This window comes from Promicromonospora sp. CA-289599 (genome assembly GCF_050936155.1).
Taxonomy (GTDB): Bacteria; Actinomycetota; Actinomycetes; order Actinomycetales; family Cellulomonadaceae; genus Promicromonospora.
Genome location: NZ_JBNJNI010000001.1, coordinates 3,931,939 through 3,946,542, shown reverse-complemented (window position 1 = coordinate 3,946,542; position 14,604 = coordinate 3,931,939). Strand labels below are relative to the sequence as shown.

Here is a 14,604-nt window from a genome sequence, read left to right as displayed (position 1 = left end):
AGAGGTTATTCCGTGCCTGCACTCGACTATGCGCATTTCGGCCGAGAAACCACCGCAGAGGTTACATTCAGACGTTGAAGCGTGTCATGTGGCCCTGACCTCGTGGTTCGCCGGCTGGCTTGGCGACCTGGGGGAAGCGTGGGGAATCGGGCCGGGTATACCGCTACCACGCGGGCAGTAGCCGGGAACGGCGACGGGCTGTCGTAATTCTCGACGAGCAGACGACTCGAATCGCAATGCTTGACGGCCGGTCCTTGGCGGGTCGTGCTGCTCGGCGACGCGGCTGGTGCGTCACCCCGTTCGCTGGCTACGGCTCAACGCTGGATCAGCGATATCGCGACCGTTCGCATTCGCGGAGCCGTCACCTGCCTTCAGGTGGTCTCCGGGGTGAGCGTCTTCATGGTGACGTAGCTGGTCACAGTCGCCACTCCGGGCAGGGCGGCCAGTTGGTTGGCGTGGAAGTCCTCATAGGCGGGTAGGCCGGTCACTTCGACCTGGAGCAGATAGTCGAAGTTTCCGGTGATGTGGTGACAGGCGACCACTTGGGGCAGTTGGACGATCGCGCGCTCGAATGCCATTACATCGGCGTGGGCGTGCCGGATCAGTCGAACGCCTGCGAGTGCCCGAAGGCTGCGGCCGATCGCGGCGGGATCGATCACTGCCCGGTAGCCGCGGATGACTCCGGTGTCCTCCAGGTGGCGAACGCGCCGCAGGCAGGGTGACGGCGACAGGCCGACCGGGGCCGCGAGCTCGCTGTTGCTGATCCGACCGTGCCGATCGGTCACGCTTCTAGGAGCAGCACCCAGCGGAAGGACAGTCATGCCGGGCAAGAGCACCATCACGGTTCACGCCGATCGCAAGGTACATCCCGATCGCTCCGTGGCGCCGCCCATCTACCAGACGGCGGCGTTCTCGGTCGAGGACGCGGAGACGTTCGCGCAGGCTGCGGTCGACCGGCGGGGCAAGGATTTCTACACGCGCTACGGCAACCCGAACCATGCACAGGTCGCCGCTGTGGTCGCAGAACTGGAGGGCACAGCGGCGGCGCTGGTCACCGCGTCCGGGATGGCCGCGCTCACCACCGCCGTGCTGGCGCTGGTGTCGGCCGGTGATCACGTCATCGGGCAGAAGTCGACCTACGGGGGTACGGCGTCGGTGCTGCTGAACCTGCTGCCGCGCCTTGGGGTGTCGACCACCTTGGTCAACCAGACCGAGCCGGAGGCGTTCGCGAAGGCGTTGACTCCGAAGACTCGTCTGATCCTGGTAGAGACGCCGAGCAATCCGCTGCTGCAGGTCACTGACCTGCGTGCCGTTGCGGACCTGGCCCGTGCGCACGACGTGCTGACCCTGACGGACAACACGTTCGCGACGCCCCTGAACCAGCGGCCGACGGACTGGGGCATCGATCTGGTCAGGCACAGCGCAACCAAGTATCTCAATGGCCACTCCGATGTGTCCGCCGGAGTGCTGGCCGGGCCGGCGGAGCTACTGGACCGGATCTGGGATGTCGGTCTGCTCACTGGTGCCGTGCTCGGCCCGATCGACGCGTGGCTGTTGCTGCGCGGCATGTGCACCCTGCCGCTGCGAGTGCCGCGGCACAACACCAACGGCATGGCACTCGCGGAGGCGCTGAACGACCATCCAGCAGTGTCCAGGGTGCACTACCCCGGCCCGACGACCCACCCACAGCACGAGCTGGCCGCCGATCAGATGAGTGGTTTCGGCGGGGTGCTCGGCATCGAGTTCACCGGTGGTTTCGAGATGGCAGACGCCTTCCTGGGCCGGCTGCGCTACTCCCGCCGGTCGGCCAGTCTCGGCGGGGTGGAGTCGCTGGCAGTGCACCCGGCGTCCATGTGGCGCGGAATGCTGAGCGAGGACCAGCTCGCCGAATCGGTACCGCCGGGCCTGGTCCGACTGGCCGCGGGCACCGAGGACACGGCCGACCTGGTCGCCGACGTGCTCGCTGCGGCCGACGCCGTGCTCACCGCCAACTGACCTTGAACCGTACGAAACAATTGTGAAGGAGCTCATTCGATGAAGACCCTGATCACCGGCGGCACCGTCGTCACCATGGATCCGGCGGTCGGCGACCTCGGCCGTGGTGACGTGCTGATCGAGGACGGCGTGATCGTCGAGGTGGCCGAGCGTATCGACGCGCCGGACGCAGAGGTGATCGACGCGACCGACCGGATCGTCATGCCGGGCTTCGTCGACAACCACCGCCACGCCTGGCAGACCGCATTCCGCGGTATCGGCGCGGACTGGACGTTCCCGGAGTGGGCGGCGGCCATGCACGGCACCGTCAAACCGCACTACCGACCCGAAGACGTCTATGTCGGCACCCTGCTCGGACGGCTGGAAGCGCTGCACTCCGGTGTGACCACGATGCTCGACTGGTACCACGTAGCGCAGACTCACGAGCACGAAGACGCCGCGATAACCGCGCTCCGAGACGCGCCCGGACGTTCGGTCTTCTGTCTCGGCGCCGGATGGGGCACCGCGGACGCCGTCGACGACGACATCCGACGGGTTCACCGTGAGCTGGCCGGTGACGCCCGGGTCTGCATGGCGCTGGGGCTGCGTGGTCCCGAAACCACCGCCATCGACACCGTGGCCCGGGAGCTGAAGCTGGCCCGAAGAGCTCGGGCTTCGAACCAGCCTGCACGTTGATGGCGGCGGACCTCGGCGCTCCGTCGCCGAGCTGCACGAGCACGGCCTGCTGCGCGACACGACCACGTTCGTGCACGCCAACGGGATCAGCGACGAAGAGCTGAGGATGCTCGCCGAGGCGGGCAGCTCCGTGTCGATCAGCCCGGACGTCGAGCTCAAGATGGGCTTCGGGACCCCCATGACTGGCCGCGTCCTGGCCGCCGGTCTGCGCCCCACCCTTTCCGTGGATGACGTCCCCTCGGTCGGCGGCGTCATGTTCTCCACCATGCGTACCGCGTTCGCCGTTCAGCGTCGCCTGGACGGCGGACTGTCCTCCCGAGACCTGCTGGAGTTCACCACGGTCGATGCCGCCCGGTCACTTGGCCTCGAGGATCGGATCGGCAGCATCACGCCCGGCAAGGCCGCGGACATGATCCTGCTCCGCACCGACGATCTGACGGTCTTCCCGGTCACCGACCCGACCGCCAGCATCGTCAGTGCCGGTCACCCGGACCTCGTCGACACCGTGATCGTCGGCGGTCACGTCGTCAAGCGCGATGGCGTGCTGATGAATGTCGACCTCGCGGTGCTGCGAACCCGGCTGCTCGCATCCCGCAACCGAATCGGCGAAGCCGCGGGCATCTCACTCGACGGCACCTGGCGGCCACAACCACGACAGGCATAGGACCTGCCTGACAAGGGCCGCACGTCCATCCCGCCGCCGGGCCTGATCTGTCACCACCTGCTTCGGCGACAGCTCACTTCGAGATCGTCGCGACGTCAACGACGAAGCGGTACCTGACGTCGCCTCGGTCGAGTCGTTCGTATCCGCTGTTGAGGTCCGCGGCATCGATCGTCTCGATCTCGGCCTTGATGCCGTGCTCGGCGCAGAAGTCGAGCATCTCCTGGGTCTCAGCGATGCCGCCCGTCGCCGAGGAGGCGAACGACTTTCGTCCGAGGATCAGCGAGAACATGCTGATCGAGACCGGGGCGTCGGGCGCCCCGAGGTTGATCAGGGTTCCGTCGCGCTTGATGAGGCCGAGCAGAGCGTCGAAGTTCAGGGGGGCGGAGACCGTGGACAGCATGACGTCGAAGTGTGAGGCCAGGTCGGTGAAGGTGGTGGGATCGCTGGTCGCGCGATAGTCGTCCGCCCCGAATGCGAGCCCGTCGTCACGCTTGCTCAGTCCCTGGCTGAGGACGGTCACCTCCGCGCCAAGTGCATGGGCGATCTTGATCGCGAGGTGTCCTAGGCCACCCATGCCGACGATCGCGAGCTTCGTGCCCGGGCCGACTTCCCAGTGCCGCAGCGGGGAGTACACCGCGATGGCGGCGCACAGCAGCGGCGCAGCGACGTCGAGGTCGAGCGCATCGGGGATGCGCAGCACGTAGTTCTCGTCGACGACTGTGTAGCTGGAGTAGCCGCCATAGGTGGGCTCCCCTGTCTTGTCGCGGCCGTTGTAGGTCACGACCAGGTTCTGGCAGTAGACCTCAAGGCCCGCCAGGCAGTGCTCACACTCTCGGCACGAGTCGACGAAGTTCCCGACGCCGACGCGGTCTCCCACGGCGAACTTCGTCACCTCGGATCCAACCGCCGAGACGAGTCCCGTGAACTCGTGGCCCGGGACCATGGGATAGATGCCCGGCCCGTAGGCGTCACGCGTGTTGAGCACGTCGGTGTGGCAGACACCGGTGTACGCGACGTCGATGGCGACGTCGCGGAGGCCGACATCCCGGCGAGCGATGGTCAGGGGGCCAAGGGAGGAGTTCGCCGAGGAGGTGCCGTAGGCGGGGACGTTGCGCATGAATCGATCTCTGTTCCGTTCAGGTCATCGAAGGAGAGGGCAGTGAAGTTCGTCGTTCTGTGGCAGATCGGCGGTCTCAGGTGCCGCGCTTCTGCCGCTCCCAGGCGTCCTGGTCGTCGCGGACACGCTCGGTGTAGGCGGCAGGCCCAAGCGGTTCGCCGCCCCAGCTCATCAGGATCTTCAGCTTCTCCTCGGCCGACGAGCCGGCGTCGGCGGTATAGGTGGAGAGGAACTGCCCGCCCGATTCGGGGATGTTCAGCGTCTCGTAGTTGAGGGTCATCGTTCCGACGGTGGGGTGGAAGATGCGTTTGGTGCCGTGCCCGTGCTTGAACAGCCGGTAGTCGGCCCAGAAGCGGGCGAACTCAGGTGATGCCACCGACAGCTCCCCCACCAGGTTCGCCAGTTCCTCGTCCGGTCGACCGGGGTTGAGTGCCGCCCGCAGCGCGGCGACCGTGGGCGCCGCTACCTCTTCCCAGTCGGGGTACCGGGAGCGGTTCGACGAGTCGAGAAACAGCCACCTGGCGATGTTGCGGTCGCGGACCGGCATGGCACCGAAGTCGGTGAGCAGGATGCTGGCGGCACGGTTCCAAGCCAGCACTTCCATCCGTGGGCCTTGCAGGAGTGCTGGTACGGGGTCCAACTTCTCGACCAGAGCGCGCATTCCTGCCCGGACCCGTGGCTTCTCCGGTCGCGGAGGCTGCCGGACCGCGTGTGCCGGCAGCGTCCTGACGAGGCTGCGCAGATGCTGGCGCTCGAGCGTGTCGAGCCGCAGGGCTTCCTCGATGGCGTTCAGCACCTGGTCGGAGATGTTTCCGACGCGGCCCTGTTCCAACCGCGCGTAGTAGTCGACGCTGACCCCGGCAAGGGCAGCGACCTCTTCACGGCGCAGCCCCCGGCCACGACGCGGAGTGGGCGAGGGCGGCAGCCCCACTGAGTGGGGATCGATCTGCGCCCGTCGCGAGGCCAGGAACTCCCGCAGCGCGTTCGACGTGGTCATACGTCTCATTCTGCGGAGAACTTTCGATCAGATCAGCCACTTAGCAGGCACTGTCAATACCAGTTCTGGGGAGACCGGTTGAGCTCGCGGCGAGATCCGCGCCGATGGCGGCACGCCCCCGTGCGTGGCAAGAGGCGATCCGTCAGCGGGTGAGTGCGCTCACGGCTTGGGCCGCCGGTATCGCGCCGTCGGTCAGCTCGATGATGGAACGATTGAGGCTCGGCTCATGGAGCACCGCCTTGATGAACGTGGCGACGTTGTCGCGCGACACATCACCGATCTCGATCGCCACGCCAGCGGTCACTCGCCCCTCACCAGGTTCGTCGTGGAGCCTGCCGGGGCGCACGATGACCCAGTCGAGATCGGTGCGTGCCAGGCGCACGTCGGCCGACTTCTTGACCCGCATGTAGTGCTCGAAACCTTCGCCGAGCTCACCGCCGCGAGCGGCCTCGGGAAAGACGGAGACGAGCACGAATCGCGAGACGCCTGCACGCGCAGCAGCGTCTGAGGCCTTGACCAGGCCCTTGCCGTCGATGAGCGTGGTCTGGTCGCGCCCGGTGCCGTGCGCGCCGGCGGAGAACACCACGGCATCGTGTCCAGCCAGCTTCGCAGCAAGCTCCTCCACATTGTCGGCGATCAGGTCGCCCACGACGGGCTGCGCACCGGTCGTCGCGATCACCTCGGCTTGCCGGGGGCTGCGGTGCATCCCGGTCGCGTGGTCGCCACCCTCCGTCAGCAGCGTCGCGAGGCGCCGCCCGATCCCCCCGGCCGCACCGATCAAGAAGACGTTCATCGTCCTGCGTTCCTTCCACTCAGTTCGACCGTGGTGCGCATGATCGCCGGGCTCCCCGTTGCCTCTGGGCTGCACTCCGCTCCCAGCCCGCCGGTCATCCGGTGCACCGCTGCCAGCACGTCAGATGTCTCGCTGGTGTCGGTGGCTGAATCTTGGTTCACGGTGGTTCCCCGCACGTGGATCAGGGCTGGTCGGTGGGCCGGATCACGATCTCGTTGACGGCCACACGACGCGGACTGGTGACGATGTAGCCGATCGCGTCGGCGATGTCCTCCGTGTGCAGGGCCTCGACCTCGCCGAAGGCGGCGGTGAAGTCTGCGTCCGAGTTGGCCTTCTGGTCGAACAGCTCGCTCGCGGTGCGGCCCGGCTCGATCACCGAGAAACGCAGGTTACGGGTGGTGTACTCCAGCCGCCATGCCTCGGTCGCTCCGGTCACAGCGAACTTCGTCGCGTTGTAGAGGGCCACGGTCGGAGCCGCCACGCGACCGGCCACCGAGGAGATGTTGACGACATCAGCTACCGAGCGAGGGCTGTCCTCGGCGGCGTCGAGCAGGTGGGGCAGGGCCGCCTTGGTCACATACATGAGGCCGCGCAGGTTGATGTCGACCATGCGGTCCCACTCGTCCAGCGGCGACTCGTCAGAGGGGCCGTTCAGCATGACGCCAGCGGCGTTGACGAGAGTGTCGAGGCGGCCGAGCTCGGCCACGGTGGACTCGACGGCGCCGGCCGCCGCGTCGGCGTCGGTCAGGTCGGTCGCGATCACCAGGGCGGTGCCGCCTGCGGAGCGCACGTCCGCGGCAACCTCTTCGAGCCGGTCGGCGCGGCGTGCCGCGAGGGCGACCGCAGCGCCGGCGCCCGCCAGTCGCAAAGCAGTGGCGCGACCGATGCCGCTGGATGCCCCGCTGATGAGGGCGACGGTTCCGGTCAGGTTCTCAGACATGATGTTCCTCGGGGTCGGCGACGCCGTGTGGGAGGGCGTCGTGTTCTTGCTGACGGCATCCATGTCACCAGCGCAGCCGGACCCAAGGAAGCAGATAGCACGCACCCTCGGAACTGGTACCCGCAGTACGCATCAAGCGTCTCGAGGCAGACTCGTGAGCCGCGGTGCACGCGCAAGACGGCGAGGTCAGGGGCAACATGGGGTTATGGCGGGCACGAACAGCTTGCGCGAGTTCCTGATCTCGCGTCGCGCACGGATCGATCCCGACTCGGTGGGGCTGCCGACGTCGCCGGTCCCACGTCGACGTCGGGGACTACGCCGTGAGGAGGTCGCCGCACTGGCCGGCGTGAGCGTCGACTACTACGCCCGCCTGGAGCAAGGCCGCGTCGGCAACATCTCCGACCAGGTGCTGACAGCCATCGAGGATGTACTTCGGCTCGACGCGCTCGAACGGAAGCACGTGCGCAGGCTCCTCAGTTCATCGGCAGGAGGACCTGACACCACGCAGCCGTATCAGCCGCGAGCATGGGCTGGGATGCGCCGCCTCATCGAAGCGATGGACCCGGTGCCCGCGCTCCTGCAGGGCCCTCGCATGGAAGTACTGGAGTGGAATCGGGCCGCCGCAGTCCTGCTGACCGACTTCGGCTCCATGCCGGTGCGCGACCGGAACATCGCCCGGTGGTTGTTCCTGGACGAGTCCACTCGCACTCGGTACCCGGACTGGGATGCGGTGGCTGCACCGACTGTCGCCGCACTCCGAGCCGCTCACCGTCCCGGCCGGCCCGACGATGATCTGGACACCCTTGTCAGGGAGCTGGCGGCTGCCTCCAGGGACTTCACCCGGTTCTGGGCTGACTACCAGCTGTTCAAGCACGGGCACGGCACCAAGCGGATCTTTCATCCTCAGGTCGGGGTGATGACCCTCAACTACGAGACCCTCGACGTCCCGGAGTCCGGAGGGCAGTTCCTCTCGACCTATACCGCTGACGTCGGCTCACCGTCCGAGGAGAGACTGAGCGCCCTTTTGACCAGGGAAGAAGAGGGCGCCGACAGTACCGGTGACCAGATGGCCCGGTCCGCGCTTCAGCACGAGGACCAGCCCGAAGGCCGCTGACGCAACAGGTACAGAAGCGAGACAAGACGTGTTCGCATGTCGAACCTCAGGTTTCCCGCCCGCTCCCTGTGGGGGAACGACACACCTGGGGCACTCTCGCAACAAGCCGCGCTATGGCACGGTCGCGTTCCTGCGGGCGCTGAGTTCGTTCTGGATCCGGTCGAGCATGGCCACGGCGTGACCCTCGTAGTCGTCAACCTCGGACAAGGCCTCAGTGAATGCTTCCGGGGCGCGATGGACCATCTCGGTCACCCGCTCGAGAATGCGGGCCTCGTCCAGGCGCGCCGATTCCGCGAAGCGCCGCCACGCGTCGTCGTCCACCTCGTCTAGGACGAACGTGCCGCCGATGCTCATCGACAGCACCCGACCGCCGTCGCGGGGTGGGTCGTAGGCGAAGCCTGTAGCCATGTCGTAGAGGGGCGCGAGCGAGACCTGCTCACCGGACAGCATGACGGCGTAGTTCCGGGCATGCGCGTCCGGAGCGCCAACCACCGTGTTGAAGATCAGACTGTCGACGAATCGGTCCACGCTCGCTCGGGCCTGCTGAGGCGAATCCGCCTGAGCCCGCAGGAAGCGAATGATCTCCAGCGCTGACGGACCTCTCGATTCCTCGTACTTCTCGGGGTTTCCGAGTGCCTGGCACAGATCCTCCTGGTGCAGGCGCACCACCCGCCTGTCATCAGCGAAATCCCGGTCGAAGCGCGTGATCACGATTGCGTCCTGGGACTTGAACTCCGTGTACTCGGTGCGCGCGACATCCAGGCCCATCAGTGCGGCCGCCCGCATGGTCGCGTGCTCGTCGAGAGCCTGAGCACGCATCTTGCGGATGCCCGGCTTGATGATGTGGGTGGTCGCCTCGGAACCGTGCGCGACATACCAGCGGTCGTCCTGGCGTCGCAGAGCGAACTTCTGCTGCGTTCCGCCGAGAGACCAGTGCTCGCCCGGCATGAGCCAGGAAGCGTTCTCGTCGGTGTCCATCTCGTCGAGACGGATCTCGATGTCGCTGACGCTACATTCCTCGAGACTTCCTTCGCGGTTCAGGGTCGCTTCGAGCTCGCCGGCAACGCAGAACTGCAGGGCCCCGGCGCAGTCCTTCCCGATCGCGGACAGCAGATCGAGTGTGTCTGTCGTGCCGATCCGGTAGCGGCGCGCAATGGCGCGCAGTGCGCCGTCGTTCTCCGGAAGGAGTCCCTTCAGGAATCGCTCGACGCCGATGCCTGTGTGGACAGGAAGCTCCATCGGCAGGGACAACGACAGCGGAGTCGTGCCGGAGTGGCGGTACGACTGGTCATAGGTCAGCCGCAGGCCGGATCCCGCGCGCTCCAGATCCGCGATGTAGTACCCGCCCAGGAGCACAGCGAGGTGATTGACGGTGGTCATTTCACTCCCCCGCCTGCTGGTCCTGGATCATCAGGTTCGCGTCGAGCTCGTCGAGAACACGCATCAGGCGTCCTACCTCAAGCCCTTCGGTCTCGCCACGCTCCAGATTGATGATCCACACGCGCGAGACGTCCGCCCTGCGAGCCAGTTCCGCCTGAGTGATGCCACGATCGAGGCGCAGCTTTTTGACCGACCGTGCCAGACGAGGCAGCGATCGAGCATTGAGCAGGGAGCGATCTTGCGGACTCACGATGTAAGGATACCCCAACATCGCGGCGATGCATGGATATCCTTACATCCGGTCCATGCAAACCTACCCTGACATCCGCGCGGGTAGGCAGAGGACCCGCGCTCACGGAGCATTCCTCAGACGTTGAAGCGGAACTCGACCACGTCGCCGTCCTGCATGACGTAGTCCTTGCCCTCGATGCGGGCCTTGCCCGCAGCCTTCACCGCGGCGGACGAGCCGGCCTCGACCAGGTCCTCGAACGAGGTGACCTCGGCCTTGATGAAGCCACGCTCGAAGTCGGTGTGGATCACGCCGGCGGCCTGGGGGGCGGTCCAGCCCTTGTGGATGGTCCAGGCGCGCGCTTCCTTGGGACCCGCCGTGAGGTAGGTCTGCAGGCCGAGCGTCTCGAAGCCGACCTTCGCGAGCTGGTCCAGGCCGGACTCCGGCTGGCCGGACTCGGCGAGCATCTCGGCGGCCTCCTCGGGCTCGAGCTCCACGAGCTCGGACTCGAACTTCGCGTCCAGGAAGATCGCCTGGGCCGGGGCGACGACCTTGCGCAGGGCCTCCTGGGACGCGGTGTCCGCCAGACCGGCGTCGTCGGTGTTGAAGACGTAGATGAACGGCTTGGCGGTCATCAGCTGGAGGCTCGCGATCTCGGCCAGGTCGAGACCGGCGTCGGCGGCGCCCTGGTACAGGGTCACGCCCTGGTTCAGGACCTCCTCCGCCTTCTTCGCGGCGGCGTACAGGACGGGGTCGCCGCGCTTGATCTTGACCTCCTTCTCCATCCTCGGCAGGGCCTTCTCGAGGGTCTGGAGGTCGGCGAGGATCAGCTCGGTGGAGATGGTCTCGATGTCGCCGGGGGCGTCCATCGAGCCGTCCACGCGCACCACGTCCGGGTCGTCGAACGCACGGGTGACCTGGCAGATCGCGTCGGCCTCGCGGATGTTGGCGAGGAACTTGTTGCCCAGGCCCTCACCCTCGGACGCGCCCTTGACGATGCCCGCGATGTCCACGAACGACACCGTGGCCGGCAGGATCTTCTGGCTCCCGAAGATCTCAGCGAGCTTGTTGAGCCGCTCGTCGGGCAGCGAGACCACGCCGACGTTGGGCTCGATCGTCGCGAACGGGTAGTTCGCGGCGAGCACCTGGTTGCGGGTCAGAGCGTTGAAGAGGGTGGACTTGCCGACGTTGGGCAGGCCGACGATGCCGATAGTAAGAGCCACGTCGCGAAATTCTACGTGCCGAGCGCCAATCGCCGACAGCCGCGTCGTCGCGGGCCCCGACAGGCCTGTCTATCGGGCGTCGCGTCTGCGCTCCAGCTCGTCGAGATCGCGCGCCGCGAACCGGTGATGCTCCCAGGCCTCGTTGGCGATCACCCCGAGGCAGCGCCACACCGGAAGGCTGCGGGTCTCCGGTTCCCACGGCGGCAGCCGCCGAGCCGGTGCCTCGAAGTCCTCCTGCGTGAGGGAGTCGTACTGCGCGCGCACCTGGGCCATGCGATCGGCGTAGGCGGCCTGGACCTCTTCGAACGACGGTGTGGCCGTGATGTCGACGCCGACGGCACCCGCCTCGTCGTCGTACTCGGAGAACGGGAGGCCGATCGGGCTGAAGGCGCCGTCGAGGCCCTGGACCCCGTGTCGCACCCAGCCGTCGACGGCGAACACCAGGTGTCGCAGCGTCTGGGCGACCGACCACTCGCCGTCGACCTGCTGGTCCGCCGTCCCGGCGGACATCGCCGCTACCCGGTCGAGCGTGGCCGACCAGGTCCGCAGCGCTGCCTCGAACGACTCCCGCTGCTCCGCGAGGACCTGGGACCGAGCCAGCTCTCGGCCGGGATGCCGGCGGTTCAGCTCGGCCTCGATCAACGGCAGCACCTCGACGCCGTTGATCTTCAGGTCTCGGATCTGCCCGTCGAGGTCCGCACCGGTCAGATCGACTCCGCGCATCACGACACGGGGCAGGTACGACTGGTCGAACGCCGCACCGTCCAGGTCGACGAAACGGAATCGGGCATTGGTCAGGTTCGTCGCGACGAACTCGGCGTGCCGCAGGTCGTCGTCTGCCGTGAATCGCGTCATCGCCCCAGGCTAGGTCGGGTCACTGACACGACCGCTGACCTGGGGCGACGCTAATTCGAGGTCAGGGGAACGACTGCACCTGCTGGAGCAGCTCCGGCAGGCGCCGGTCGTACACACGAGCGCCGAACCGCACGGCCAGCACCAGGATCAGCGCGCCGTACAGGAGGCCGACGACGACCGTCGCGATGCCCCACAGCACGCCACCCAGCACGAGGGCCGCGATACCCACGGCGAGAACCGGCAGGGACAGCGCTGTGGTGACGGCGAACCCGATGCCCTGCGCCGCGATCGTGGCCATCGCCGCACCCTGCGGTGACTTCAGCAGGCTCTCGCCCGGCTTCGCGACCGGGTAGACGAGCCGTGCCGAGACCGCACAGGCCACCGCCGTACTGACCAGCAGCAACCCGAACGCCAGCCCCAGCAGGGGCAGGGTCAGGTGCCAGGAGTCTGCCACCCAGACCGAGGCCACCACCGTGGCCGCGGCGACCAGCGGCCCCGCCGTCAGCATCGGGATCGCACGACCCCACCGGTCGGCACGGCCGTCGACACCCGACGAGACGTGCAGGGCGAAGGCCGTGTTGTCGTAGCCGATGTCGTTGGAGATGCTGAAGCCGAGCATCCAGCCCACGAACGGCCCGGTCGCCAGGAGCATGAAGAAGCTGCCGGTGCTCTGGGACGTGAAGTACATGATGACCGGCAGCAGCGGGATGACGGCGATGGACCCCGAGTAGCGCGGATCCCGCAGCCAGTAGGTGGCGGTCCGGGCGGTGACCGCCCAGGTGGGCGAGAACGGCACACGGCCGAACATCCCGAGACCCTTGGCCTTGCCACCGCTGCCGTCGCCGACGGGCGGGCGCACCAGGGCGCGGCCCAGGGCCCGGTCCCAGACCAGCCACGCCAGCCCGACGGTGCCGAGCGCGACCGCGAGGCGTCCCGCCAGGCCCGCCCAGTCGCCGTCGTACGCGGTGCTGCCGAGGGACCATGCCGCGCCGAACGGCGTCCAGCCGACGACGGCAGCCGCCTGCTCGAACAACGGGAGGAGCTGCATCCCTGTGCTGCTGTCGGAGCCCGCCTCGATCGAGACCTCGGCGCCGTTGGCGAGCCAGCCGATGAGCGGGCCGATCGTCATGACGAGCACCAGCGCCACGATCGTCACGACCTCGCGGTAGCGGCGCGACTCCAGGACGGGCGCGAGCAGCGTGGTGATCGCCCGAGAGCCGAGGACGCACGTGGCGACACCGAGCACCGCGCCGACGAGCGAGACGAGCAGCACCCCGGGCTGCAGGAGCCACGCGAAGGAGACTCCCAGCGCGAGCAGCACCGTCGCGATACCGGGTACCGAGACCAGGCCCGCCACCGCCAGTCCCGCGAGCAGCGTGCGCCGGGGGATCGCGAACGTCGTGAACCGGTGGGGGTCCAGCGTGGCGTCCACGCCGAAGGCGAAGATCGGGATGACCCACCAGCCCAGAACGGCCAGCGCCCCACCGAGCGTGATGGCGAGGCCGGCCCAGGCCGGATCGCCGAAGAGCCCGAGGCCGACCACGCCGGCGATCAGGAGGCCGACGACGCCGAGGGCGTAGAGAGCCGCGACGATCATGCCGATGGTCTGCCACACGCTCCTGCGGAACGTGTTGCCCATCAGCGTCAGCTTGAGGGTCAGGAACCGCGCAACCATGAGAGCCCCTCCGAGTGCTGACGGCCACCGACGAGGTCCACGAACCGGTCTTCCAGGCTCTGCTCGCCGCGCACCTCGTCCACCGTGCCCGCCGCGAGGACGTGCCCCGCCGCCATGACCGCTACGTGGTCGCACATGCGCTGCACCAGGTCCATGACGTGACTGGAGACGATGACGGTGCCGCCCCCCGCCACGTAGCTCTTGAGGATGTCGCGGATGTTCGCGGCGCTCACCGGGTCGACGGCCTCGAACGGCTCGTCCAGGACCAGGGTGCGAGGCGCGTGGATCATGGCGCTGCCCAGCGCGATCTTCTTGGTCATGCCGGCGGAGTAGTCGACGACGAACGTGTCCGCGTCCGCGACCAGGTCGAACGCCTTCAGGAGGTCGTTGGCCCGGTCCACCACGGTGTCCTTGTCCATACCGCGCAGCATCCCGGCGTACGTGAGCAGCTGGCGGCCGGTCAGGCGGTCGAACAGGCGCACGCCGTCGGGCAGCACGCCGAGGCTCGCCTTGGCCTCGTCGGGCCGCGCCCACAGGTCCACGCCGTGCACCCAGGCACTGCCGAAATCGGGCCGCAACAGGCCGGTGGCCATCGAGAGCATGGTCGTCTTGCCCGCCCCGTTCGGACCGACCAGACCGTAGAACGAGCCCGCGGGCACGTCCAGGTCGACGCCCGAGACCGCGATCTTCTGCCCGAACCGCTTCCAGAGTCCGCGCACGCTGAGCGCCGCCGACGGGTCGTGCGGGGGCGGTTCCTGGGCACCTGGGGTCCCGGGGCTGCCTGGCGGGCTCGGGTCGACTGGGGTCGTCATGGCACCCAACGTAGTCGTGCCGTCCGACACGACGGATCCGACGCGAGGATGAGTGCGGGTGAAGGAGATCCGTCGCCGGGCGGAGAAAGCGCCCGTACGGCGATGCCGGACGCATACCGGGCGCATATCGGATGA

At 67.7% G+C, this 14,604-nt stretch carries 15 protein-coding genes; 4 read left to right on the top strand and 11 right to left on the bottom strand.

Annotated features, from left to right (window positions below; translation table 11 throughout):
- Positions 1–371: 371 nt before the first annotated feature.
- On the bottom strand, positions 372–785 hold the full coding sequence (locus ACQEVI_RS17490; RefSeq protein WP_432901089.1) for an Lrp/AsnC family transcriptional regulator: 414 nt from the start codon (positions 783–785) through the stop codon (positions 372–374).
- 34 nt (positions 786–819) lie between these two features.
- On the opposite strand from ACQEVI_RS17490, the gene ACQEVI_RS17485 reads away from it, so the two are divergent.
- From ACQEVI_RS17485 to ACQEVI_RS17475, 3 genes are read left to right on the top strand one after another with little or no spacing between them, the layout of a single operon-like run.
- Complete coding sequence (locus ACQEVI_RS17485) at positions 820–1,995, top strand: trans-sulfuration enzyme family protein (protein ID WP_432901086.1); 1,176 nt, start codon at positions 820–822, stop codon at positions 1,993–1,995.
- Positions 1,996–2,034: 39 nt separating this feature from the next.
- Positions 2,035–2,670 (top strand): amidohydrolase family protein, encoded by a 636-nt coding sequence (locus tag ACQEVI_RS17480; RefSeq protein WP_432901084.1) that lies wholly within the window; start codon positions 2,035–2,037, stop codon positions 2,668–2,670.
- Complete coding sequence (locus tag ACQEVI_RS17475) at positions 2,660–3,334, top strand: amidohydrolase family protein (RefSeq protein ID WP_432905983.1); 675 nt, start codon at positions 2,660–2,662, stop codon at positions 3,332–3,334. Before ACQEVI_RS17480 ends, ACQEVI_RS17475 begins: the two co-directional genes overlap by 11 nt.
- 73 nt (positions 3,335–3,407) lie before the next feature.
- On the opposite strand, the gene ACQEVI_RS17470 is transcribed toward ACQEVI_RS17475, so the two are convergent.
- The 4 genes from ACQEVI_RS17470 to ACQEVI_RS17455 all read right to left on the bottom strand — a co-directional run bounded on the left by ACQEVI_RS17470 (position 3,408) and on the right by ACQEVI_RS17455 (position 7,181).
- Positions 3,408–4,451 carry an NAD(P)-dependent alcohol dehydrogenase gene (locus ACQEVI_RS17470; RefSeq protein ID WP_432901081.1) on the bottom strand — a complete coding sequence of 348 codons (1,044 nt, stop codon included), beginning with the start codon at positions 4,449–4,451 and terminating at the stop codon, positions 3,408–3,410.
- Between the two features lie 76 nt (positions 4,452–4,527).
- The gene (locus tag ACQEVI_RS17465) at positions 4,528–5,448 is read right to left on the bottom strand and encodes a helix-turn-helix transcriptional regulator (protein ID WP_432901079.1); all 921 of its coding nucleotides are present in this window, start codon (positions 5,446–5,448) and stop codon (positions 4,528–4,530) included.
- 142 nt (positions 5,449–5,590) lie between these two features.
- The gene (locus tag ACQEVI_RS17460; protein ID WP_432901077.1) at positions 5,591–6,229 is read right to left on the bottom strand and encodes an NAD(P)-binding oxidoreductase; all 639 of its coding nucleotides are present in this window, start codon (positions 6,227–6,229) and stop codon (positions 5,591–5,593) included.
- A 193-nt stretch (positions 6,230–6,422) separates the two neighbouring features.
- Positions 6,423–7,181 (bottom strand): SDR family NAD(P)-dependent oxidoreductase, encoded by a 759-nt coding sequence (locus ACQEVI_RS17455; RefSeq protein ID WP_432901075.1) that lies wholly within the window; start codon positions 7,179–7,181, stop codon positions 6,423–6,425.
- Between ACQEVI_RS17455 and ACQEVI_RS17450 the strand changes: the two genes are divergently transcribed.
- A complete protein-coding gene (locus tag ACQEVI_RS17450; RefSeq protein ID WP_432901072.1) occupies positions 7,126–8,295 on the top strand; it encodes a helix-turn-helix domain-containing protein in 1,170 nt (389 codons plus the stop codon). The two genes, ACQEVI_RS17455 and ACQEVI_RS17450, sit on opposite strands and share 56 nt — an antisense overlap.
- A 111-nt stretch (positions 8,296–8,406) precedes the next feature.
- Here the strand turns inward: ACQEVI_RS17450 and ACQEVI_RS17445 are convergent, their stop codons facing one another.
- The 6 genes from ACQEVI_RS17445 to ACQEVI_RS17420 all read right to left on the bottom strand — a co-directional run bounded on the left by ACQEVI_RS17445 (position 8,407) and on the right by ACQEVI_RS17420 (position 14,469).
- Entirely contained in the window at positions 8,407–9,675 is a 1,269-nt protein-coding gene (locus tag ACQEVI_RS17445; RefSeq protein WP_432901069.1) for a type II toxin-antitoxin system HipA family toxin, read from the bottom strand.
- Position 9,676: 1 nt separating this feature from the next.
- Positions 9,677–9,925 (bottom strand): helix-turn-helix transcriptional regulator, encoded by a 249-nt coding sequence (locus ACQEVI_RS17440; protein WP_432901066.1) that lies wholly within the window; start codon positions 9,923–9,925, stop codon positions 9,677–9,679.
- 116 nt (positions 9,926–10,041) lie between these two features.
- Complete coding sequence (ychF, locus tag ACQEVI_RS17435) at positions 10,042–11,127, bottom strand: redox-regulated ATPase YchF (RefSeq protein ID WP_116673951.1); 1,086 nt, start codon at positions 11,125–11,127, stop codon at positions 10,042–10,044.
- 69 nt (positions 11,128–11,196) lie between these two features.
- On the bottom strand, positions 11,197–11,982 hold the full coding sequence (locus ACQEVI_RS17430) for a DinB family protein (RefSeq protein WP_432901063.1): 786 nt from the start codon (positions 11,980–11,982) through the stop codon (positions 11,197–11,199).
- 61 nt (positions 11,983–12,043) lie between these two features.
- Positions 12,044–13,657, bottom strand: coding sequence for a hypothetical protein (locus tag ACQEVI_RS17425; RefSeq protein WP_432901061.1), 1,614 nt, complete (start codon positions 13,655–13,657; stop codon positions 12,044–12,046).
- The gene (locus tag ACQEVI_RS17420) at positions 13,639–14,469 is read right to left on the bottom strand and encodes an ABC transporter ATP-binding protein (RefSeq protein WP_432901058.1); all 831 of its coding nucleotides are present in this window, start codon (positions 14,467–14,469) and stop codon (positions 13,639–13,641) included. Before ACQEVI_RS17420 ends, ACQEVI_RS17425 begins: the two co-directional genes overlap by 19 nt.
- Positions 14,470–14,604: the final 135 nt, after the last annotated feature.

Coding starts and splice junctions, on each gene's coding strand:
- ACQEVI_RS17470 (WP_432901081.1), bottom strand. CDS start 4,451: ATGCGCAACGTCCCCGCCTACGGCACCTCCTCGGCGAACTCCTCCCTT.
- ACQEVI_RS17455 (WP_432901075.1), bottom strand. CDS start 7,181: ATGTCTGAGAACCTGACCGGAACCGTCGCCCTCATCAGCGGGGCATCC.
- ACQEVI_RS17450 (WP_432901072.1), top strand. CDS start 7,126: ATGCCGCTGGATGCCCCGCTGATGAGGGCGACGGTTCCGGTCAGGTTC.
- ACQEVI_RS17420 (WP_432901058.1), bottom strand. CDS start 14,469: ATGACGACCCCAGTCGACCCGAGCCCGCCAGGCAGCCCCGGGACCCCA.
- ACQEVI_RS17425 (WP_432901061.1), bottom strand. CDS start 13,657: ATGGTTGCGCGGTTCCTGACCCTCAAGCTGACGCTGATGGGCAACACG.
- ACQEVI_RS17480 (WP_432901084.1), top strand. CDS start 2,035: ATGAAGACCCTGATCACCGGCGGCACCGTCGTCACCATGGATCCGGCG.
- ACQEVI_RS17430 (WP_432901063.1), bottom strand. CDS start 11,982: ATGACGCGATTCACGGCAGACGACGACCTGCGGCACGCCGAGTTCGTC.
- ACQEVI_RS17485 (WP_432901086.1), top strand. CDS start 820: ATGCCGGGCAAGAGCACCATCACGGTTCACGCCGATCGCAAGGTACAT.
- ACQEVI_RS17465 (WP_432901079.1), bottom strand. CDS start 5,448: ATGACCACGTCGAACGCGCTGCGGGAGTTCCTGGCCTCGCGACGGGCG.
- ACQEVI_RS17445 (WP_432901069.1), bottom strand. CDS start 9,675: ATGACCACCGTCAATCACCTCGCTGTGCTCCTGGGCGGGTACTACATC.